The organism is Erwinia sp. TECH1, assembly GCF_054057575.1.
On sequence record NZ_JBSRZK010000001.1, the window covers coordinates 1757169 to 1778750 of the forward strand.

15 protein-coding genes are annotated in these 21582 nt (G+C 56.5%); 9 read left to right on the forward strand and 6 right to left on the reverse strand.

The features are described from left to right. Positions 1-17: 17 nt before the first annotated feature. Complete coding sequence (locus tag ACVWZ0_RS08240) at positions 18-911, forward strand: YcbJ family phosphotransferase (protein ID WP_253454702.1); 894 nt, start codon at positions 18-20, stop codon at positions 909-911. Here ACVWZ0_RS08240 and elyC read toward each other — a convergent pair. Continuing rightward, entirely contained in the window at positions 876-1667 is a 792-nt protein-coding gene (elyC, locus tag ACVWZ0_RS08245; protein ID WP_253454700.1) for an envelope biogenesis factor ElyC, read from the reverse strand. The two genes, ACVWZ0_RS08240 and elyC, sit on opposite strands and share 36 nt — an antisense overlap. Before the next feature lie 129 nt (positions 1668-1796). On the opposite strand from elyC, the gene cmoM reads away from it, so the two are divergent. The 7 genes from cmoM (at position 1797) to ACVWZ0_RS08280 (ending at position 12391) form a co-directional block, all read left to right on the forward strand. Further along, the gene (gene cmoM, locus ACVWZ0_RS08250) at positions 1797-2579 is read left to right on the forward strand and encodes a tRNA uridine 5-oxyacetic acid(34) methyltransferase CmoM (RefSeq protein WP_253454699.1); all 783 of its coding nucleotides are present in this window, start codon (positions 1797-1799) and stop codon (positions 2577-2579) included. Continuing rightward, positions 2576-3898: a chromosome partition protein MukF gene (gene mukF, locus ACVWZ0_RS08255; protein WP_125288713.1), complete on the forward strand. Its 1323-nt coding sequence runs from the start codon at positions 2576-2578 to the stop codon at positions 3896-3898. Before cmoM ends, mukF begins: the two co-directional genes overlap by 4 nt. Continuing rightward, positions 3879-4589 (forward strand): chromosome partition protein MukE, encoded by a 711-nt coding sequence (gene mukE, locus ACVWZ0_RS08260; RefSeq protein WP_125288712.1) that lies wholly within the window; start codon positions 3879-3881, stop codon positions 4587-4589. Before mukF ends, mukE begins: the two co-directional genes overlap by 20 nt. Beyond that, complete coding sequence (mukB, locus tag ACVWZ0_RS08265; protein ID WP_253454697.1) at positions 4586-9037, forward strand: chromosome partition protein MukB; 4452 nt, start codon at positions 4586-4588, stop codon at positions 9035-9037. The genes mukE and mukB overlap by 4 nt, the downstream gene beginning before the upstream one ends. 157 nt (positions 9038-9194) lie before the next feature. Beyond that, positions 9195-10985, forward strand: coding sequence for a L,D-transpeptidase (gene ldtD, locus ACVWZ0_RS08270; RefSeq protein ID WP_301289547.1), 1791 nt, complete (start codon positions 9195-9197; stop codon positions 10983-10985). 187 nt (positions 10986-11172) lie between these two features. Beyond that, positions 11173-11727 (forward strand): YcbK family protein, encoded by a 555-nt coding sequence (locus ACVWZ0_RS08275; protein ID WP_253454695.1) that lies wholly within the window; start codon positions 11173-11175, stop codon positions 11725-11727. 34 nt (positions 11728-11761) lie between these two features. Beyond that, positions 11762-12391: an MBL fold metallo-hydrolase gene (locus ACVWZ0_RS08280; RefSeq protein ID WP_253454694.1), complete on the forward strand. Its 630-nt coding sequence runs from the start codon at positions 11762-11764 to the stop codon at positions 12389-12391. An 84-nt stretch (positions 12392-12475) separates the two neighbouring features. On the opposite strand, the gene ACVWZ0_RS08285 is transcribed toward ACVWZ0_RS08280, so the two are convergent. The 5 genes from ACVWZ0_RS08285 to pncB all read right to left on the reverse strand — a co-directional run bounded on the left by ACVWZ0_RS08285 (position 12476) and on the right by pncB (position 18699). After that, positions 12476-13666 carry an amino acid aminotransferase gene (locus ACVWZ0_RS08285; RefSeq protein WP_253454693.1) on the reverse strand — a complete coding sequence of 397 codons (1191 nt, stop codon included), beginning with the start codon at positions 13664-13666 and terminating at the stop codon, positions 12476-12478. Between the two features lie 182 nt (positions 13667-13848). Continuing rightward, positions 13849-14214: a coiled-coil domain-containing protein gene (locus ACVWZ0_RS08290; RefSeq protein ID WP_253454692.1), complete on the reverse strand. Its 366-nt coding sequence runs from the start codon at positions 14212-14214 to the stop codon at positions 13849-13851. Between the two features lie 259 nt (positions 14215-14473). Further along, positions 14474-15625, reverse strand: coding sequence for a porin OmpF (gene ompF, locus ACVWZ0_RS08295; RefSeq protein ID WP_301251204.1), 1152 nt, complete (start codon positions 15623-15625; stop codon positions 14474-14476). Between the two features lie 300 nt (positions 15626-15925). Next, complete coding sequence (gene asnS, locus ACVWZ0_RS08300; protein ID WP_253454691.1) at positions 15926-17326, reverse strand: asparagine--tRNA ligase; 1401 nt, start codon at positions 17324-17326, stop codon at positions 15926-15928. 167 nt (positions 17327-17493) lie between these two features. Continuing rightward, positions 17494-18699: a nicotinate phosphoribosyltransferase gene (gene pncB, locus ACVWZ0_RS08305; RefSeq protein ID WP_253454690.1), complete on the reverse strand. Its 1206-nt coding sequence runs from the start codon at positions 18697-18699 to the stop codon at positions 17494-17496. A 263-nt stretch (positions 18700-18962) separates the two neighbouring features. Here pncB and pepN point away from each other — a divergent pair, with 263 nt between their 5' ends. Further along, positions 18963-21578, forward strand: coding sequence for an aminopeptidase N (gene pepN / locus ACVWZ0_RS08310; protein ID WP_253454689.1), 2616 nt, complete (start codon positions 18963-18965; stop codon positions 21576-21578). The last annotated feature ends 4 nt before the right edge of the window (positions 21579-21582 follow it).

Here is a 21582-nt window from a genome sequence, read left to right on the forward strand (position 1 = left end):
GCGATCAGGAGCAGCAGATGGAACATCTTCGTTCAGAACTTTCGATAGTGCTGGGTGAGACGCTAAGCCGTCTCGAATGCATCAGCGAACAGCCTTATGCCAGCCTCTACTCGCTTTACGATGGGAAAGGCCACTCTCTGCCGCTGATGGCAAAATACTTCAATACCAAAGGAATCGCCTCGCAGGAAGCCTATAAGCTGTCGATGCTGGCGCGCGAAAGCACCGTGCGTATGCCGACGGTATACGGGCTGATCGTCAGCCAGCTGCCGCCGCAGCATGAGATCCTGCTGATTGAGCGCATGGGCGGCGTTTCGGTCGAAGCGCCCACCCGCACGCCGGCTCGCTGGCAGCAGCTGCAGGATCAGATCGTCGCCGCGCTGCTGGCCTGGCATCGCATCGACAGCCACGGTCTGGTCGGTACGGTAGACAGCATGCAGGAGAATAACTGGCCCGCCTGGTATAAACAGCGGGTTGAGGTGTGGTGGTCAACGCTGAGCTATATGCGCCCGGAGCGGCTGACGATGGAAGATCACCGTTTTCTCTTTCGCTGTCGCCAGAACCTCTGCGCGCTTTTTGACGACTTCGACGATCCCTGCGTGCTGGTGCACGGCAACCTGTCGCTCAGCAATATGCTGAAGGAAGCCTGGAGCGACCAGCTGCTGTCAATGATCAATCCCGGCAGAACGCTCTGGGCGCCGCGTGAATACGAGCTGTTTCGCCTGAGTGAGGAAGGCCCGGCGGAAGCGCTGCTGTTCCGCTATCTGCAACAGGCGCCCGTCGCGGAAGGATTTATCGCCAGACGCTGGCTCTATATGCTGTGGGAAGAAGCGGATCGGCTGATCCATACCGGCCGTTTCAACCGCGCCCGCTTCGATTTAGCCGCTCGCTCCCTGCTGCCCTGGCTTGAGTGAAGGCGACGTTATCTTTTGCCAGAGTCGTCCCAGCGTCTCATAGATGGCGCGCTCGCTGTGACCAAGCCACAGCGAGGAGGGAATGGCTTTCTCCCACGCGTTCAGCGGCGAAGCGATAGCCAGCTGATTAGCCGGCGCGGGCAGCGGATCCAGCCCCTGCTGCTGAAAAAACAGCATGGCGCGCGGCAGATGCGAGGCGGAGGTCACCAGCAGGAAAGGGCGGCGGCCAACCACTTTAGCCACCTCCCGCGCTTCCTGGCTCGTATCGCGCGGCTTATCCAGCGTAATGATGGCGCTGCGCGGTACGCCCAATGACTGCGCCACTCTGGCCGTGACTTCCGCCGAGCTGACGGGATTGTTCTGCGCGGCCGCGCCGGTAAAGATCAGCGTCGATCCTGGATTTTCACGCCACAAACGGATCCCTTCCACCAGCCTTGGCAAACTGTTGCCGATCATATTCGATCCCGGCGCCCACTGCGGATTCCACGTATAGCCGCCGCCCAGCACCACAACGTAGTCCACCTTCCGGCTCTCCTGCCACGTAGCGAAACGGTTCTCAACAGGGGACAGCAGGCTATCAGCAACAGGCTGAAGGCTGATCAATAACAAGATTAGCCAGGCAGAAGAGAGTATAATTTTCCCGGTTTTTTGCCAGCGGCTGCGCCAGAGCAGAAAAAGCCCGACCGCCATCACTAACAGCAGCAGCGGCAAGGGCATCAGCAGGCCGCCAATCGCTTTTTTAAGCGTAAAAAGCATAAAAACAGCTTCCTTTTGTCCGAAAAAACGCCACCCGAAAGCGAAGCAGTGACGGAAAGGTTCATTCTCCCTCAGTGTATGCCAAAATAGCCGCCGGATTCACCCTTTTGCCCAGCCCGGAGCCCGCTTATGCAGGATCGCAACTTTGATGATATTGCGGAAAAATTTTCGCAGAATATCTACGGCACCACCAAAGGCCGTATTCGCCAGGCCATCGCCTGGCAGGAGCTGGAGGCGATTCTGGCGACGCTGCCACAAAGGCCGCTGAGCGTGCTGGATGCGGGCGGCGGCGAAGGCCAAATCAGCTGTGGGCTGGCGAGCCTTGGCCATCAGGTTCTGCTGTGCGATTTATCCGAAGAAATGCTGCAGCGCGCGCGCCTTAACGCCAGCCAGCAAGGTGTGAGCGACCACATGGAATTCAGACAAATCAGCGCGCAGGAAGTCGGTCAGCATTTGGTTCAGCCTGTCGATCTGGTATTGTTTCACGCTGTGCTTGAATGGGTTGCCGAGCCGGAAGCGGTGCTGGCCGCGCTTTACGATACGCTGGCGCCCGGCGGCGTGCTCTCGCTGATGTTTTACAACCTCAACGGGCTGATGATGCAGACGCTGGTGCTGGGCAACTTTGGCTATATGCAGGCCGATTTGCGCAAGCGCAAACGTAAAACCCTGTCGCCGGACTATCCGCGCGACCCGGAGCAGGTCTATCGCTGGCTGGCGGAGATCGGCTTCACCGTCGAAAGCAAAGCCGGCGTGCGCGTTTTTCACGACTATATGCGCGATAAGCACAAGCAAACAGAACGATTTGACGAGATCCTGGCGCTGGAAAAGCGCTTTTGCCGCCAGGAGCCATTTTTAAGTTTGGGTCGCTATATCCACGTAACAGCGCGGAAGCCCATAAAGGACGAAGCATGAGTGAATTTTCCCAGACAGTACCGGAGCTGGTTGCCTGGGCGCGAAAAAATGATTTTTCCGTCTCGTTGCCTACCGAACGTCTGGCTTTTTTGCTGGCGGTCGCCACGCTTAACGGCGAGCGCATGGATGGCGAGATGAGCGAAGGCGAACTTACGGACGCCTTCCGTCACGTCAGCGAAGGATTTGAACAGACCAGCGAAACCGTCAGCGTCCGCGCCAACAACGCTATCAACGACATGGTGCGGCAGCGTTTGCTTAATCGCTTTACCAGCGAACAGGCTGAAGGGCAGGCCATTTACCGCCTGACGCCGCTCGCGATCGGCATCACCGATTACTACATTCGCCAGCGTGAGTTTTCTACGCTGCGGCTCTCCATGCAGCTTTCTATCGTGGCAAGCGAACTGAAGCGCGCGGCGGATGCGGCGGATGAAGACGGCGATGACTTTCACTGGCACCGCAACGTCTTCGCGCCGCTAAAATATTCCGTTGCCGAGATTTTTGACAGCATTGATATCACCCAGCGCATTATGGATGAGCAGCAGCAGGCGGTGAAAGACGATATCGCGCAGCTGCTCAACAAAGACTGGCGCGCGGCGATTGAAAGCTGCGAGATGCTGCTGAATGAAACCTCCGGCACGCTGCGCGAACTGCAGGATACGCTGGAAGCCGCAGGCGACAAGCTGCAGGCCAACCTGCTGCGGATCCAGGACGCCACTCTGGGCAGTCCCGACCTCGGCTTTATCGACAAGCTGGTGTTCGATCTGCAAAACAAGCTTGACCGCATTATCAGCTGGGGCCAGCAGGCCATCGATCTCTGGATTGGCTACGACCGCCACGTGCATAAATTTATCCGTACCGCGATTGATATGGATAAAAACCGCGTCTTCGCTCAGCGCCTGCGTCAGTCGCTGCAAAACTATTTCGACGCGCCGTGGGCGCTGACCTATGCCAATGCCGAACGCCTGTTTGACGTGCGTGACGAAGAGCTGACGCTGCGTAACGAAGAGGTGATGGGCGAACTGCCTGCCGAACTGGAATACGAAGAGCTGAGCGAAATTCGCGAGCAGCTGGCCGCCATGATCGAAGAGGCATTGGCCATCTATAAAGCCCAGCAAAAACCGCTGAATCTGGGCGTGGTGATGCGCGACTATCTGGCGCAATATCCCCGCGCCCGCCATTTTGACGTGGCAAGGATCGTGGTCGACCAGGCCGTGCGTTTAGGCGTCGCCGAAGCTGATTTTTCCGGTCTGCCCGCCGAGTGGCAGGCCATTAATGATTACGGAGCCAAGGTACAGGCGCATGTCATCGATAAATATTGAACAAGTGATGCCGGTTAAGCTGGCGATGGCGCTGGCTAACCCGTTATTTCCCGCGCTCGACAGCCAGCTGCGCGCGGGCCGCCATATCGGTATTGAAGAGCTGGACAATCATGCTTTTCTGATGGATTACCAGGAATATCTGGAAGAGTTTTACCTGCGCTATAACGTGGAGCTTATCCGCGCGCCGGAAGGCTTTTTCTATCTGCGTCCCCGCTCTACCACGCTGATTGCGCGCTCGGTGCTTTCCGAACTGGATATGATGGTGGGCAAAGTCCTGTGCTGGCTTTACCTCAGCCCCGAGCGGCTGGCCAATGAAGGCATCTTCACCCAGCAGGAGCTGTACGACGAACTGCTGACGCTGGCGGATGAAAGCAAGCTGCTTAAGCTGGTAAACCAGCGCTCAACCGGTTCGGATCTGGACCGTCAGAAGTTGCATGAAAAAATGCGCGCCTCCTTAAGCCGCCTGCGTCGTCTGGGCATGGTGTGGTTTATGGGCCATGACAGCAGCAAGTTCCGCATCACCGAATCCGTGTTCCGCTTTGGCGCCGACGTGCGCAGCGGGGACGATCCTCGCGAAGCGCAGCTGAGAATGATCAGAGACGGCGAGGCAATGTTTACGGAAAGCGGCCAGGCCCGCCAGAACGAAGAAGAGCAGGGTAACGACGCCGGCCAGGCGGAGGAAGAAGAATGATTGAACGCGGAAAATTTCGCTCGCTAACGCTGGTTAACTGGAACGGCTTTTTTGCCCGAACCTTCGATCTTGACGAACTGGTTACCACGCTGTCCGGCGGTAACGGCGCGGGGAAATCGACCACGATGGCCGCTTTCGTTACCGCGCTGATCCCCGATCTGACGCTGCTGCACTTTCGTAACACTACGGAAGCGGGCGCGACCTCCGGCTCGCGCGACAAAGGCCTGCACGGCAAGCTCAAGCCGGGCGTCTGCTATGCGGCGCTGGACGTGGTTAACTCGGTGCACCAGCGCGTTATCGTCGGCGTGCGCCTGCAGCAAATCGCCGGCCGCGACCGCAAAGTGGATATCAGACCGTTCAGTATTCACGGCCTGCCGACGTCCATTAACCCGACGGAGATCCTGACCGAAACGGTTAACGCTCGTCAGGCTCGCGTGCTGCCGCTCAGCGAGCTGAAAGAGAAGTTCGAAGCGATGGAGAGCGTGCAGTTCAAGCAGTACAACTCCATTACTGAATACCACTCGATGATGTTCGATCTGGGCATTGTGGCGCGTCGTCTGCGCTCTGCGGCGGATCGCAGCAAATACTACCGCCTGATCGAGGCGTCGCTGTACGGCGGCATCTCCAGCGCCATTACGCGCTCGCTGCGTGACTACCTGCTGCCGGAAAACGGCGGCGTGCGTAAGGCTTTCCAGGATATGGAAGCGGCGCTGCGTGAAAACCGGATGACGCTGGAAGCGATCCGCGTAACGCAGTCCGATCGCGATCTCTTTAAGCATCTTATCTCAGAAGCGACCAGCTACGTGGCCGCCGACTATATGCGCCACGCCAACGAGCGCCGCGTTCATCTGGACGGCGCCATGCTGCAGCGTAGCGAGCTTTTCGGCAGCCGTAAACAGCTGGCCGCCGAGCAGTATCGCCATGTAGAAATGGCGCGCGAGCTGGCGGAGCATAGCGGGGCGGAAAGCGATCTGGAAACGGATTACCAGAGCGCCAGCGATCACCTTAACCTGGTGCAGACCGCCATGCGCCAGCAGGAAAAAATCGAGCGTTACGAAGGCGATATCGATGAGCTGACCTATCGTCTGGAAGAGCAGAACGAGGTCGTCGCTGAAGCGCGCGAAGTCCATGAAGAAAACGAAGCGCGGGCGGAAGCCGCCGAGCTGGAAGTGGACGAGCTGAAAAGCCAGCTGGCCGACTATCAGCAGGCGCTGGACGTGCAGCAAACGCGCGCCATTCAGTACCAGCAGGCGCTGGCGGCCTTACAGCGCGCTCAGGAAATTTGCCAGATCCGCGAGCTGACGATTGAGAACGCTCAGGAATGGCAGGAAACCTTCCGGGCGAAAGAGCAGGAAGCCACGAACAGGCTGCTGATGCTGGAGCAGAAAATGAGCGTGGCGCAGGCCGCGCACAGCCAGTTCGAGCAGGCGTTTGAGCTGGTGACGCGTATTGCCGGGCCGGTGAGCCGCAGCGAAGCCTGGCAGACCGGCCGCGAGCTGCTGCGCGACGCCGGCAATCAGCGCTATCACGCCGATCAGCTCCAGTCGCTGCGCTCGCGTCTTTCAGAGATGGAGCAGCGGCTGCGCGAGCAGCAGGAAGCCGAGCGGTTGCTGAACGAGTTCTGCAAAAAGCACGGTCAGCAGTACGCGCCAGAAGAGCTGGAAGCATTGCAGTATGAGCTGGAAGCGCGCATTGAGCAGCTTGGCGAGAGCGTTGCCGACGCGGGCGAACGACGTCTGGCGATGCGCCAGGAGCTGGAGCAGGTGCGTGAACGTATCGCCCGCCTGACGCGACAGGCGCCGCAGTGGCTGAACGCGCAGGAAATTTTAACCCAGCTGCGCGAGCAGACCGGCGAGGCGCTGGAAAACGGCCAGCAGGTAACCGAGCATATGCAGCGCCTGCTGGAGCGCGAGCGTGAAACCACCGTTGAGCGTGATGAAGTCGCCAGCCGCAAACGCGAGGTGGAAAGCCAGATCGATCGGCTGAGCCAGCCGGGCGGATCGGAAGATGCGCGCCTGAACCAGCTGGCCGAGCGTTTCGGCGGCGTGCTGCTTTCTGAAATTTATGATGACGTCACCATTGAGGACGCGCCTTACTTCTCCGCGCTGTACGGCCCTGCGCGCCACGCTATCGTGGTGCCGGATCTGTCGCTGGTGCGTGAACAGCTGGACGGGCTGGAAGAGTGCCCGGAAGATCTCTATCTGATCGAAGGGGATCCGCAGTCGTTCGACGACAGCGTCTTCAATGTTGAAGAGTTACAAAAAGCGGTCGTGGTCAAAGCGGGCGATCGTCAGTGGCGCTATTCCCGCTTTCCGAAAGTCCCGCTGTTTGGCCGCGCCGCTCGTGAAAACCAGCTGGAGCTGCTGCGTGCCGAGCGCGAAACGCTGGCGGAACGCTACGCCACGCTCTCCTTCGACGTGCAGAAAACGCAGCGCCTGCATCAGGCGTTCAGCCGCTTTATCGGCGGCCATCTGGGCGTGGCCTTCGAGCCGGATCCGGAAGCGGAAATTCGTCAGCTGAACGGCCGCCGCGGCGAGCTTGAGCGCGCCATCAGCTCACATGAAAGCGAAAACCAGCAGCAGCGCCAGCAGTTTGACCAGGCGAAAGAGGGTGTCGCTCAGCTTAACCGACTGATGCCGCGCGTTAGCCTGCTGCTGGACGAAACGCTCCAGGATCGTCACGAAGAGCTGCTGGAGCGCCTGGACGAAGCGCAGGAAGCCGCACGCTTCCTGCAGCAGCACGGTGCCGCCCTCGCTAAGCTGGAGCCGCTGGTGGCGGTGCTGCAAAGCGACCCGGAACAGCATGAGCAGCTCAAGCTGGATTATCAGCAGGCGCAGCAGGCGCAGCGCGATGCGCGTCAGCAGGCTTTCGCCATCACCGAAGTGGTGCAGCGACGCGCGCATTTCAACTATGCGGACTCGGCCGGAATGCTTGACGGCAACAGCGACCTCAACGAGAAGCTGCGTCGTCGTCTTGAGCAGGCAGAGGCCGAACGTGCGCGTGCGCGCGAGCAGCTGAGAAACCATCAGGCGCAGCTGACGCAATACAGCCAGGTGCTCGCCTCGCTGAAAAGCTCGTATGATGCCAAGCGAGATATGCTGAAGGAGCTACAGCAGGAAATGCAGGCTATCGGCGTGCAGGCGGATGCCAGCGCGGAAGAGCGCGCGCGGCTGCGTCGCGACGAGCTTTATACGGCGCTGAGCAATAACCGCAGCCGCCGCAACCAGCTGGAAAAACAGCTGACCTTCTGTGAAGCGGAAATGGACGCGCTGCAGAAAAAACTGAAGCGCGTCGAGCGTGATTATCACCAGAGCCGCGAACAGGTGGTCAGCGCCAAAGCCGGTTGGGTCGCCGTTCTGCGCATGGTGAAAGATAACGGCGTCGAACGTCGTCTGCATCGCCGCGAGCTGGCCTATCTGGGCGGCGACGAGCTGCGCTCCATGTCGGATAAGGCGCTGGGCGCGCTGCGTCTGGCGGTCGCCGATAACGAGCACCTGCGTGATATCCTGCGCCAGTCGGAAGATCCTAAGCGGCCTGAGCGTAAAATTGAGTTCTTTATCGCCGTTTATCAGCATCTGCGCGAGCGTATCCGTCAGGATATTATCCGCACGGACGATCCGGTAGAAGCGATCGAGCAGATGGAAATTGAGCTGAGCCGTCTGAGCGAAGAGCTGACCGCTCGTGAGCAGATGCTGGCTATCAGCTCGCGCAGCGTGGCGAACATCATTCGCAAAACCATCCAGCGCGAGCAGAACCGTATCCGCCAGCTGAACCAGGGCTTGCAGAGCGTCAGCTTTGGTCAGGTACACAGCGTGCGGCTGAACGTCAACGTGCGGGAAACGCACGCCACGCTGCTGGACGTGCTTTCAGAGCAGCACGAACAGCATCAGGATCTGTTCAAGAGCCAGCGTCTGACCTTCTCCGAAGCGCTGGCGAAGCTCTATCAGCGCCTGAATCCGCAGATCGATATGGGACAGCGCACGCCGCAAACTATCGGCGAAGAGCTGCTGGACTACCGCAACTACCTTTCTATGGAAGTGGAGGTTAACCGCGGTTCCGATGGCTGGCTGCGCGCGGAAAGCGGGGCGCTGTCGACGGGCGAGGCGATCGGCACCGGGATGTCGATTCTGGTGATGGTAGTGCAAAGCTGGGAAGAAGAGTCTCGCCGCCTGCGCGGTAAAGATATATCGCCTTGCCGCCTGCTGTTCCTGGATGAGGCGGCGCGTCTGGATGCCAAATCTATCGCCACGCTTTTTGAACTGTGCGATCGCCTTGAAATGCAGCTGATTATTGCCGCGCCGGAGAATATCAGCCCGGAGAAAGGCACGACCTATAAGCTGGTGCGTAAGGTTATCAACAACAGCGAGCACGTTCACGTGGTTGGCCTGCGCGGCTTCGCGGCCGAGCCTGCCAATATTTCGGCAGAGCCTGCCGAACTCTCCTCCTGAGTCGAACAGCACAAAATAATCGGCGGCACGTATAGCAAAATCCGTGCCGCCGAATTACTCTCTCAGGCGCGCCGCTGCATACGCGCGCCGTTTTCTTTTCTATACTAATAACATTATTCAGGCGTCGATCGTTCAGACCCGCTACAGGAGGCAAGGGATGTTGCTGACAGGAACTCATTTTGCAAAGCTTAGCCTGGCCTGCTGCCTGGCATTAGCGCTGGGGCAAGCCGTACCCGCCGCTGCGGCCATGCCGCATTCGGCCGCCGTTTCCGCTTCGCAGGCGCAGGTAAAGCTACAATCGCTGTTTACTAACGGCTACCGGCCTTTTTATCTTAAAACGCTGGCATCGTTATATGCTACGCAGCATATGCAGCCTCTGTGGCAGGATCGCCAGGCCGTGCAGCAGTTTCAGCAGCAGCTGGCGGAAGTCGCGATTTCCGGCGTACAGCCGCAGTTCACGCAGTGGGTTAAATTATTAACCGATCCTGCGGTAACAGGTTTGGAACGAGACGTCGTGCTTTCCGACGCTATGCTTGGCTATCTGCAATTCGCTTCGACGGTGCCGGCTAAAGGCGAAACCTGGCTTTACAGCAATGTCCCCTACAAGCTGGAAGTTCCTGCCTTATCGGTGATTAACCAGTGGCAGCGGGCAATTGAGCATGGCGCCACGCATGCTTTTGTCGCCTCTTTGGCGCCGCAGCATCCACAGTATCCTTTAATGCACCAGGCGTTAAAAGATTTGCTGGCGGACAACCGCGCCTGGCCGCAGCTGACCGACAGACAAAGCCTGCGCCCTGGGCAGCTGAGCGACGATGTGCCTGCGCTGCGAGAGATTTTGCAGCGCACCAATATGCTGACGCCCGGCAGCGATACGCCAAAACCTGATGACGATGCGGTGCCGACCACGCCGGTCCCGGCTTCCTTCGTAGATGAAGAAATCGCGGTCAGCCCTTCGGCCTCTCCCGCTGAGCAAACTCCGCAGGCGAATACGCCGGAGCAGGCCGGCCACGTAGAAAGTGGTACGCTCAGTAATCCTGCCCATATCTATTCTGAAGATTTGGTGGCGGGCGTGAAACGCTTTCAGCGCTGGCAGGGCCTGGAGGCCGATGGCGTTATCGGGCCAAGAACGCGTGAATGGCTAAACGTTTCTCCGCAGCTGCGGGCCTCGCTGCTGGCGCTGAACATTCAGCGGCTAAGGCTGCTGCCGGATGATATGCATAACGGCATCATGGTGAATATTGCCAACTACTCGCTGAAATATTATCTGAATGGCAATCAGATCCTGGATTCCCGCGTTATCGTGGGCCGTCCGGATCGTAAAACGCCGCTCATGCGCAGTGCCTTAAACAACGTGGTGCTTAATCCGCCATGGAATGTACCCACCACGCTGGTGCGCAAAGATATTATCCCGAAGGTAAAACAGGATCCGAGCTACCTGTATAAGCACAACTACACGCTGCTTTCCGGCTGGAGCAGCGATGCTGAAGTGATCGATCCTTCCATGATTGACTGGCGGATGGTTTCGGCAGCTTCGTTCCCGTATCGTATCCGTCAGGCGCCAGGGGCAACGAACTCGCTGGGTCGTTATAAATTTAATATGCCAAGCTCGGACGCTATCTATCTGCACGATACGCCTAACCACAATCTTTTCCAGAAGGATATCAGGGCGCTGAGTTCCGGCTGCGTCAGGGTAAACAAGGCGTCTGATTTGGCTAATCTGCTGTTACAGGATGCGGGCTGGAATGATTCGCGTATCTCCAGCACGCTGAAGCAGGGTGATACCCGTTATGTGCCGGTGCGTCATCACATTCCGGTCAATCTGTATTACCTGACCGCCTGGGTCGCTGACGACGGACGTACGCAATATCGTACAGATATTTACAATTATGACCTGACGGCGCGCTCCGGGGCGCAGATATTGGCGAAAGCTGGTCAATTATTACTCTAGTGGTTGATTCTTCAGGTTTTCTGATGTTGGCCTGCGGCCAGCCTGCCTGACGGGTACGGCAGCCTCTCCAGGAATTGCCGTATCCGTCACGTTTCGTCGGTTGACGCCACATTTCTACCCGGTTATGGTTCCGGGCGGTGAACGTTTCCACCGTTTCAGAACTTTTTTAGCCGGGTAACACAGATTAATGGATAAATTCGACTCTCATCGCCGACAATTACTGGCCTTGGGCGGCGCGGCACTAGGCCTGTCGCTGCTTCCTGGCCAGGCTTTCGCTTCGCTTTCCACCTCACGTCCTCGCATTCTGACGCTGAATAATTTACATACCGGAGAAAGCCTTAAAACCGAGTTTTTCAACGGGAAAAGCTATGACAAGGATGAGTTAACGCGCCTTAACCATTTTTTTCGTGATTATCGCGCCAACAGGATCAAAAGCATCGATCCACATCTTTTCGATCAGCTGTATCGGCTCCAGGCGCTGTTAGATACGCGCAAGCCCGTACAGCTGATTTCCGGTTACCGTACGCTGGCGACCAACAACTCGCTGCGCGAACGCGGCAGCAGCACCGGCGTAGCCAAGCACAGCTATCATACGCTGGGCCAGGCAATGGATTTTCATATTGAGGGGATCGCCCTCAGCAATATACGCAAAGCGGCTCTTTCCATGCGGGCCGGGGGTGTAGGATACTATCCCAAAAGCAACTTTGTGCATATTGATACCGGGCCGGCAAGGCACTGGTAAGAAAATCCGGGCTGACCGGAATTAATGGAGCCTTATGAATTATCAAACTATTCCGGTAACGGCCTTTTCGCAGAACTGCTCTTTGATCTGGTGTCCGGTGACGCTGCAGGCCGCCATTGTCGATCCTGGCGGCGACGCGGAAAAAATTAAAACGCAGACGACGGCAAAGGGCGTAACAGTTACGCAAATTTTGCTGACGCATGGCCATCTGGACCACGTAGGCGCAGCGGCTGAACTGGCTGCTTTTTATGCCGTACCGGTTGTTGGGCCGCATAAAGCAGATGCGTTCTGGCTGGAAGGGCTGCCGATGCAGAGCCAGATGTTTGGTTTTCCTGAATGCGCGCCGTTAACGCCCGATCGCTGGCTGGAAGAGGGTGAGGTTGTGCACGTGGGCGATATCTCGCTTGAGGTTCTGCTGTGTCCGGGCCATACGCCGGGTCATATCGTATTTTTTGATCGGGCTTCTCGCCTGCTGATCTCCGGCGATGTGATCTTCAGCGGCGGCGTGGGACGTACCGATTTCCCTCAGGGCAGCCATAGCGACCTGATTGCCGCGATCAAAAACAAGCTGCTGCCGCTTGGCGATGACGTCACCTTTTTACCCGGCCACGGCCCCAGCTCGACGCTGGGCAGAGAGCGGATTTCCAATCCTTTTCTGCAATAAAGCTGCCGTATAAAAAAGCCTGCGTAATGCAGGCTTTTTTATTGCGTGACGGATTAAAATATTTCGCATCCGCTTTATGTGCACTTACAGCACGGCGGCAATCGCTTCGCACAGCGGCGCCATATTGTCCGGCGTCATTCCCGCTACGTTAACCCGGCCTGAATTGACCGCATAAACGCCAAACTCTTCCCGTAGCCTAATCACCTGATCTTTGGTCAGGCCGCTAAAAGAGAACATACCGTTCTGGTTGATAATAAAGCTGAAGTCGCCTTTTGCCCCTTTTTCCTGCAGGGTATTAACGAACAGCTGACGCATACGGTGAATGCGCTGGCGCATATCGGTCAACTCCTGCTCCCACAGGGTACGCAGCGCATCGTTGCCCAGGATAGTGGCGACGACCGCCGCGCCATGCGCAGGCGGATTAGAGTAGTTCGCGCGGATGGTAGCTTTAACCTGGCTAAAGGCCGTGTTGGCAATATCGGCCGTGCTGGCGACCAGCGTGAACGCGCCTACGCGCTCATTATAAAGCCCGAAGTTCTTCGAATAAGAACTGGCGACAATCAGCTCCTGGTGTCCGGCAGCAAAAATGCGCAGGCCCTCTGCATCTTCTTCCAGCCCACGCGCAAAGCCCTGATAGGCAAAGTCGAACAGCGGCAGCCAGCCTTTCGCCAGCGACATCTCGGCCAGCTCCTGCCACTGTGCGGCCGTAGGATCGATGCCGGTAGGGTTATGGCAGCAGCCGTGGAACAGCACAATATCGCCCGCCTGCGCTTCACGCAGCGCGTTCAGCATTCCGTCGAAATCCAGCGAATGGCTGGGCGCATCGTAATACTGATATTCACAGACTTCCAGTCCGGCGGACTGAAACACATTTTTATGGTTAGGCCAGCTGGGATTGCTGACCCAAACGCGCCTGGCACCGGTTTGTGCGGCGATAAAATCCGCCGCTACGCGCAGCGCGCCCGTACCGCCAGGCGTTTGCGCTGTACGCGCACGTTTGTCACGCAGGATGGCGTTATCTTTGCCAAACAGCAGCACCTGTGTACATTTGCCAAAATCGGCCAGGCCATCAATGCTCAAATAATTTTTGGTCGTTTCATTTTCCAGCAGATACTGCTCGGCTTTTTTCACGCTGGTCAGCACCGGCGTTTTGCCGGTTTCGTCCTTGTAAACGCCAATGCCAAGGTTAATTTTGTCAGGACGGTCGTCCGCACGATAAAGGTCGGCTAAGCCAAGGATAGGATCTGCGGGTGCAGCTGCAATGCGTTCAAACATAATGAAAGTCCGTTATAACCTGAAACGAAATGAGAATTCAGGGTACCGCCACTATGATAAAAATGCCAACCGTTTGCGCTAAAAACAGTGAAAGAATGCCCTGGATAAAGGTAGCGGCAGCCAGCTGCTATAAACACCTGTAAAGGTAAAATAAGCGCGGCCGCTTTCCTGGCGCACGGGGCCTATAGCCAATGAAAACCTCTGGCCATAATGTAGGCCAGGCCCAGCGCAACGCCGATCAGCGCGCTAAACATCAGGCGAAAATCAGTCTGCATATCTTTGCGGATATCTTTCATCTCACCGCGCACGTCCTGTATCTCACCGCGCACGTCCTGTATCTCACCGCGCACGTCCTTTATCTCGCCGCGTACATCCTTTATTTCCCCACGAATATCATGGAGCTCGTTTCTGATATCGTTAACGTCATGTCTGAGCCAGGCGATATGCATTTCGATACGGGTAAAGCGCGCTTCCGTCTCGGTTTCTTTTTTTTCCTGCTGGTTGCTGTGGTTTGACAGCGTTAGCAGAAGAGGGCTGTCCCTATCCATATTGGCTCTCCTTAAGCTAAATCCAGACTGATTTTTTCATGTTCACGCGTGGCTAACAAACACTTTTGGAAATTTTTCAGGAACGCTGCGGCATGGCTCGAAATTTTATGAAACGGAAAAAGAAATTACCCAGGGAAGCGGCAGGTTTTATTTAGCAGCACGGGCAAGTCAGGAAGGGAATAAGGGCAGGCAGAGAAAAGCGAAGGTGCAGACAATAAAAAAGCGGGGCCGAGGCCCCGCCAGACGATTTATTGCTTGATTAGAACTGGTAAACCAGACCTACAGCCACGGTGTCGTCGGTGTTCAGACCCAGTGGATTGTTGTCATCCAGCAGGTTGATCTGATAGTCGACATAGGTAGACATGTTTTTGTTGAAGTAGTAGGTAGCGCCCACGTCAACGTATTTGATCAGGTCAGCATCGCCAACGCTTTCGATATCCTTGCCTTTAGACTGCACGTAGGCCAGGGATGGACGCAGACCGAAGTCAAACTGATACTGTGCAACCAGCTCGATGTTCTGTGCTTTGTTAGCAAAAGAGCTAATAGAAGCATCGCTGCCATCGGCAAAGGTGCCGCTGTAAGAGATTGGTGTGGCGTTACGGGTTTCACCGTACATGGCTGCCAGGTACACGCTGTTAGCGTCATATTTCAGCGCGGTCGCCCATGCTTCAGCACGTTTACCCGCGCCGCTGTTAAGCGTGATGGAATCAGCGGAGTTGTCTGAGTTAGTCACGGTACGAACACCGGATGCCTGCGCATTAGTACGATCGTAAGAACCGTAGGCGCCGGAGATACCTACGCCGATTGGCGAAGTATAGGTAGTTGAAAGCGCGTAGCCATCACCGTTGGAACGACGCACGTCGTCACGGTCGTTTTTGCCCTGATACTGTACGGCAAAGTTCCAGCCGTCAACCAGGCCAAAGAAGTTGGTGTTGCGGTAGGTCAGCACGCCAGTCGTACGGCCGCCCAGGATGCCCAGGTCGCTATAGGCAGAGTCGCCGCCGAACTCTGGCAGCATATCGGTCCAGCCCATTGGATCGTACAGCAGGCTGTAGTTACGGCCGTAATCGATAGAGCCGTACTCAGCGAATTTCAGACCAGCGAAGCCCAGACGGGTTTTGTTGCCGTCCTGCGCGTCGGAGCCGCCTTCAGAATTGTTTGCCTGGATGTTGTATTCCCACTGGCCGTAGCCGGTGAGCATATCGTTAATCTGGGTTTCACCTTTGAAACCAAAACGCACGTAGCTCTGGTCGCCATCGTTGCCGTCGTTATCAGAGAAATAGTGCAAACCAACTGCTTTCCCATAGAGGTCCAGCTTATTGCCGTCTTTGTTATAGATTTCTGCTGCATTGGCTGCACCAGCGGCTAACAGGGCTGGGATAACCAGTGCCAGAATATTGCGCTTCATCATTATTTATTACCCTCATTGGAGTTATCTGGACACCTGCCACTGCCGTCAATAATTCTTTACAGAACTACGATGAGAGTTTGGTGTCTTCCTGTATCTGCACGCATCTTTCCATTCGCGGTGCGGTTAATCTACCTCGAAAATGCTACTAATATCCTATTCTGGTTACAGGAAGAAAATTTGTGTTTCAATATGTAAATAAAACGGAACTTTGTGAACTATATCTAAATTTACAAAAATAAAAAAAGGCCAGCGAGGCTGGCCTTAGTTATATATATGAATTTCTTATATTTAATGCAAAAATCAGAAGCTGGCGTTGCGCGGCGTCCTTGGGAAGGCGATGACGTCCCTGACATTTTGCACGCCGGTAACGTAGGCGATCAGGCGCTCAAAACCTAAGCCGAAGCCGGAATGAGGCACGGTGCCGTAGCGGCGCAGATCGCGATACCACCAGTAGTCTTCTTTGTTCAGCCCCATCTCCGCCAGACGCGCGTCCAGCACGTCCAGACGCTCTTCACGCTGCGAACCGCCGATGATTTCACCAATGCCCGGCGCCAGAACATCCATCGCCGCCACGGTTTTGCCATCGTCGTTCAGGCGCATATAGAACGCCTTGATGTCTTTCGGGTAGTTTTTCACTACGACCGGCGCTTTAAAATGTTTCTCCGCCAGGTAGCGCTCGTGCTCGGACGAGAGATCGATACCCCAGGAGACGGCGTTTTCAAACTTCTCGCCGCAGGCTTTCAGGATCTCGATAGCATCGGTGTAATCCACCTGCGCAAAATCGGTAGTAACAAATTGCTCCAGGCGAGTAATCGCTTCTTTGTCTACGCGTTCGGCAAAGAAAGCCATATCGTCGGCACGTTCGGCCAGAACGGCCTTAAAGACGTACTTCAGCATGGCTTCAGCCAGCGCGGCGTTATCTTCCAGATCGGCGAAGGCCACTTCCGGCTCCAGCATCCAGAATTCCGCCAGGTGACGGCTGGTATTGGAGTTTTCAGCGCGGAAAGTCGGGCCGAAGGTGTAGATTTTGGAAATCGCGCTGGCGTAGGTTTCACCGTTAAGCTGGCCGGAAACGGTCAGGAACGCCTCTTTACCGAAGAAATCTTCATCGTAATTGACTTTGCCTTCCGGCGTACGCGGCAGGTTTTCCATATCGAGCGTGGAGACGCGGAACATTTCACCAGCGCCTTCCGTATCGGAAGCGGTGATCAGCGGGGTGGAGACCCAGAAAAACCCCTGCTCGTCAAAGAAGCGATGCAGCGCCTGCGCCAGCGTATGGCGAACGCGCGCGACGGCGCCGATCAGGTTAGTGCGCGGACGCAAATGCGCCACTTCACGCAGATACTCGATGCTGTGACGCTTGGCTGCCATCGGATAGGTGTCCGGATCGTCGACCCAGCCCACGACTTCCACCGCGCTGGCCTGGATCTCAAAGCTCTGGCCCTGGCCTGGCGAGGCCACGACTTTTCCGGTGATCGCCACGGAACAGCCGGTGGTCAGGCGCAGCACTTCTTCCTGGTAATTATTCAGAGAATTATTAACGACGGCCTGGACAGGATTAAAGCAGGAACCGTCGTAGACGGCGATAAAGGAAATACCGGCTTTTGAATCTCTTCGGGTACGCACCCAGCCGCGAACGGTGACTTCGCTGTCAACCGCGATCCGGCCTTGCAGTACATCCGCTACAGGCACAACGCTCATATAAGTCTCTCTTTTCATCAGAATTAAAATTACCCGAAACCGGGGCAATGCTATGTTACTTGCCAGAAGATGAGACACAAGAAGAATTCGTTGCGAGGCAGGAGATTTCTTAACGAAAGGCAATCAGAAAGAGAGAAAGGCAGGGCGCCTTTCTCTCTGTAGGCAGCCTAGCTGGCTTTTTTCACCAGCGGCAGATCGAACGCCTTGCGCAGGGCGCGAACAAAAGCTTTATCCTGGCAAATGGTTTTGCCGGGGCTGTCGGAGAGTTTGGCGACCGGTTTGCCGTTGCACTCCACCAGCTTAATGACGATATTCAGCGGTTTTACCTGAGGGATATCGCAGGTCAGCCGCGTGCCGATACCGAAAATAACCTCGATGCGCTGGCCAAAGTGGCGATAAAGCTCCACCGCTTTTGGCAAATCGAGATTGTCTGAAAAGACCAGCGTTTTTTCCTGCGGATCGATGCCGAGCTTTTCGTAATGCGCGATGGCTTTTTCACCCCATTCCACGGGATCGCCGGAGTCATGGCGCAGTCCCTGATAGCTGCTGGCGAAATTCAGGCCGAAATCACGCAGGAAAGCGTCCATGGTGATGCAGTCGGTCAGCGCGATACCCAGACGGTTCGGATACTCCTCCAGCCAGGCCTGCAAGGCGGCGCGCTGGCTGTTTGCCAGAACAGGGCTGATCTGCTGATGTGCCTGGAACCATTCATGCGCCTGTGTGCCCACCGGCGCGAGCTGTAGCTGCCGGGCAACATCGTAGTTGCTGGAGCCGACCAGCCAGGGGAAATCGGCTTTTAGCGTGCTGACAATCGCCAGCTGCACATCGCGGGAGAAACGGCGGCGCGTACCGAAGTCCATCAGCTTAAAGCGGGACATATCCAAATCTGCCGTCAGCTTGCCGAAATCAAGCAGCTTGCTTTGCAGACGCTCGACGGCCATCGCGGGGACGACCAGCGGCGAGCGGTGGCGGTGCACCACTTCGCTGATCAGCGCCAGCAGCGGCACCTCCCACATAATCACCTCCCGCCACGGGCCGGCGATGCGGATATCCAGCTTGCCCTGATGATTGCGGATGCGCACCTGAGCAGGGTCATAGCGGAATTGTTTCAGCCACTGCAGATAATCCGCGCTGAAAAACGGCAGTCCGGCAAGATAGCGGCTCTCTTCGTCGCTGAGCGCCAGCGACTGCATCAGGGTCACCTGTTGAGCGATTTCCTCAGCGTAGATGCCAAGCAGATCGTCGCCACGGCAGCGAAACTCAGCCACTACGGAAACGTTCTGATAGCGATGAAATACCGCCTGCTGCATATGCAGCTTATAGGCGTCCGTATCCAGCAGCGTGGTCAGTATCGGGGAAGCATGTCGTGTCATGGTGCGTTTCAGCATCCTCTGGCGAAGAGCGTTATCCCTGGTTTAAAAAATAGTAATGACGCAGGAGTATAACTTGAATACTCATTTATTGAACCCGATCACAGCACAATTCGATCCGGCAGGTCGAGGGCAATCCGTGCGATTGTTAAGAGGATGTAGCTTTTAACAGCAATTCCGACCGCCCGACGCGATTCTCCATGGCAACATTGCAGGAAGCGGAATAGACTTGCAAAGTTAACTAATTATCGACATGAGAAGCACTTATGACGCAACTGCCACAAGCCAAAAATCGCCATGATTATCGTGCGCCGGATTACACCATTACCGACATCGATCTGACGTTTGAACTGGATGCCGCAACCACCCGTGTGACGGCCGTCAGCCGCGTAAAGCGTTTGGGCCAGGCTGATGCGTCGCTGCGTCTGGATGGGGAAGATCTGACGCTGGTCTCGCTGGAGATTGACGATCGGCCCTGGACGGATTACGCGCTGGAAGAGGGCGCGCTGATAGTTTCCGGCCTGCCGGAGTCATTCACGATGAAAATCGTCAACGATATTCATCCGGATAAAAACAGCGCGCTGGAAGGCCTGTATAAATCGGGCGAGGCGCTTTGTACCCAGTGCGAGGCCGAAGGCTTCCGCCATATCACCTGGTATCTGGATCGGCCTGACGTGCTGGCTCGCTTCACCACGACCATCATCGCGGAACAACAGCTTTATCCGTATCTGCTGTCAAACGGCAACCGGATAGCCGGCGGCGAAGCGGAAAACGGACGTCACTGGGTAAAATGGGAAGATCCTTTTCCAAAGCCGTGCTACCTGTTTGCGCTGGTGGCAGGCGACTTTGACGTGCTGCGCGACAGCTTTAAAACGCGCTCCGGCCGGGATGTTGCGCTGGAGATCTTCGTGGATCGCGGCAACCTCGATCGCGCCGACTGGGCAATGACCTCGCTGAAAAACAGCATGAAGTGGGACGAGCAGCGTTTCGGCCTGGAATACGATCTGGATATCTTTATGATCGTTGCCGTCGACTTCTTCAACATGGGCGCGATGGAAAATAAAGGCCTGAACGTCTTTAACTCTAAATACGTGCTGGCGAAAGCGGAAACGGCGACGGATAAAGACTATCTGGGCATTGAGGCGGTGATCGGCCACGAATATTTCCACAACTGGACGGGCAACCGCGTCACCTGCCGCGACTGGTTCCAGCTTAGCCTGAAAGAGGGCCTGACCGTATTCCGCGATCAGGAATTCAGTTCCGATCTCGGCTCTCGCGCGGTCAATCGTATCGATAACGTGCGCGTGATGCGCGGCGCGCAGTTTGCCGAAGACGCCAGCCCAATGGCGCATCCGATCCGCCCTGAGCAGGTGATCGAGATGAACAACTTCTATACGCTGACCGTGTATGAAAAAGGGTCTGAAGTTATTCGTATGCTGCACACCCTGCTGGGCGAGGCGAATTTCCAGAAAGGCATGCAGCTTTACTTCGAGCGCCACGACGGCAGCGCAGCGACCTGCGACGATTTTGTGCAGGCGATGGAGGATGCTTCCAACGTCGATCTTTCCCAGTTCCGCCGCTGGTACAGCCAGTCCGGCACGCCGGTGCTTTCCGTACGCGATGACTATAACGCCGAGCTACAACAGTACACGCTGCACGTTACCCAAATGACGCCGCCAACGGCCGATCAGAAAAACAAGCTGCCGCTGCATATTCCGCTGGATATCGAGCTTTACGACAGTGAAGGCAACGTCATTCCTTTGCAGCACAATGGTCATCCGGTTCATCATGTGCTGAACGTGACGGAAGAGTTCCAGAGCTTTGTGTTCGACGAGGTTTATCAGCAGCCGATCCCCTCGTTGCTGCGTGAATTCTCCGCGCCGGTGAAGCTGGACTACAACTGGAGCGATGCGCAGCTGACTTTCCTGATGCGCCATGCCCGTAACGATTTCTCACGTTGGGATGCCGCGCAAAGTCTGCTGGCGACCCATATCAGGCTGAACGTCGCCCGCTTCCAGCAGGGCCAGCCGCTTTCGCTGCCGCTGCACGTTGCCGATGCTTTCCGCGCCGTGCTGCTGGAGGAAAACAGCGATCCGGCATTGATGGCGCTGATCCTGACGCTGCCTGGCGAAAACGAAATTGCCGAGCTGTTTGAGGTAATCGATCCGGTAGCCATTGCGGAAGTGCGCCGTGCGCTGCTGAGCACGCTGGCTACGGAGCTGGCGGATGAGTGGCTGGCGGTTTACAACGCGCATCGTGTGGACGAATATCGTATCGATCATGCCGATATCGGCAAGCGCGCGCTGAAAAATACCTGTCTCAACTACCTGGCCTTCGGCGAAACAGGGCTGGCCGAGAAACTGGTTACCGCCCAGTTCCGTCAGGCGAACAATATGACCGACTCGCTGGCGGCGATGACGGCCTCGGTTGCCGCGCAGCTGCCGTGCCGGGAAACGCTGCTGGCCGAATTCGACGAGCGCTGGCATAAAGATGGCCTGGTGATGGACAAGTGGTTTACTTTGCAGGCCACCAGCCCGGCTGCGGACGTACTTAGCCGCGTTCGCGCGCTGCTCAGCCATCGTTCCTTTACGCTAAGCAATCCAAACCGTATCCGTTCGCTAATCGGCGCGTTCGCCTCGGCTAACCCTTCCGCCTTCCACGCTGCTGACGGTAGCGGTTACCAGTTCCTGGTGGAGATCCTGACCGATCTGAATACGCGCAATCCTCAGGTTGCCTCGCGCATCATTGAGCCGCTGATCCGCTTTAAACGCTACGACGAAGCCCGTCAGGCGCTGATGCGCGGCGCGCTTGAGAAGTTAAAGGCACTGGAGAACCTTTCCGGCGACCTTTACGAAAAAATCAGCAAGGCGCTTCAGGACTAATCGT

What these genes read in the sequence shown, in the direction of transcription:
- ACVWZ0_RS08240 (WP_253454702.1), top strand. Translation starts at nt 18, where the DNA reads ATGGAACATCTTCGTTCAGAACTTTCGATAGTGCTGGGTGAGACGCTA.
- elyC (WP_253454700.1), bottom strand. Translation starts at nt 1,667, where the DNA reads ATGCTTTTTACGCTTAAAAAAGCGATTGGCGGCCTGCTGATGCCCTTG.
- cmoM (WP_253454699.1), top strand. Translation starts at nt 1,797, where the DNA reads ATGCAGGATCGCAACTTTGATGATATTGCGGAAAAATTTTCGCAGAAT.
- mukF (WP_125288713.1), top strand. Translation starts at nt 2,576, where the DNA reads ATGAGTGAATTTTCCCAGACAGTACCGGAGCTGGTTGCCTGGGCGCGA.
- mukE (WP_125288712.1), top strand. Translation starts at nt 3,879, where the DNA reads ATGTCATCGATAAATATTGAACAAGTGATGCCGGTTAAGCTGGCGATG.
- mukB (WP_253454697.1), top strand. Translation starts at nt 4,586, where the DNA reads ATGATTGAACGCGGAAAATTTCGCTCGCTAACGCTGGTTAACTGGAAC.
- ldtD (WP_301289547.1), top strand. Translation starts at nt 9,195, where the DNA reads ATGTTGCTGACAGGAACTCATTTTGCAAAGCTTAGCCTGGCCTGCTGC.
- ACVWZ0_RS08275 (WP_253454695.1), top strand. Translation starts at nt 11,173, where the DNA reads ATGGATAAATTCGACTCTCATCGCCGACAATTACTGGCCTTGGGCGGC.
- ACVWZ0_RS08280 (WP_253454694.1), top strand. Translation starts at nt 11,762, where the DNA reads ATGAATTATCAAACTATTCCGGTAACGGCCTTTTCGCAGAACTGCTCT.
- ACVWZ0_RS08285 (WP_253454693.1), bottom strand. Translation starts at nt 13,666, where the DNA reads ATGTTTGAACGCATTGCAGCTGCACCCGCAGATCCTATCCTTGGCTTA.
- ACVWZ0_RS08290 (WP_253454692.1), bottom strand. Translation starts at nt 14,214, where the DNA reads ATGGATAGGGACAGCCCTCTTCTGCTAACGCTGTCAAACCACAGCAAC.
- ompF (WP_301251204.1), bottom strand. Translation starts at nt 15,625, where the DNA reads ATGATGAAGCGCAATATTCTGGCACTGGTTATCCCAGCCCTGTTAGCC.
- asnS (WP_253454691.1), bottom strand. Translation starts at nt 17,326, where the DNA reads ATGAGCGTTGTGCCTGTAGCGGATGTACTGCAAGGCCGGATCGCGGTT.
- pncB (WP_253454690.1), bottom strand. Translation starts at nt 18,699, where the DNA reads ATGACACGACATGCTTCCCCGATACTGACCACGCTGCTGGATACGGAC.
- pepN (WP_253454689.1), top strand. Translation starts at nt 18,963, where the DNA reads ATGACGCAACTGCCACAAGCCAAAAATCGCCATGATTATCGTGCGCCG.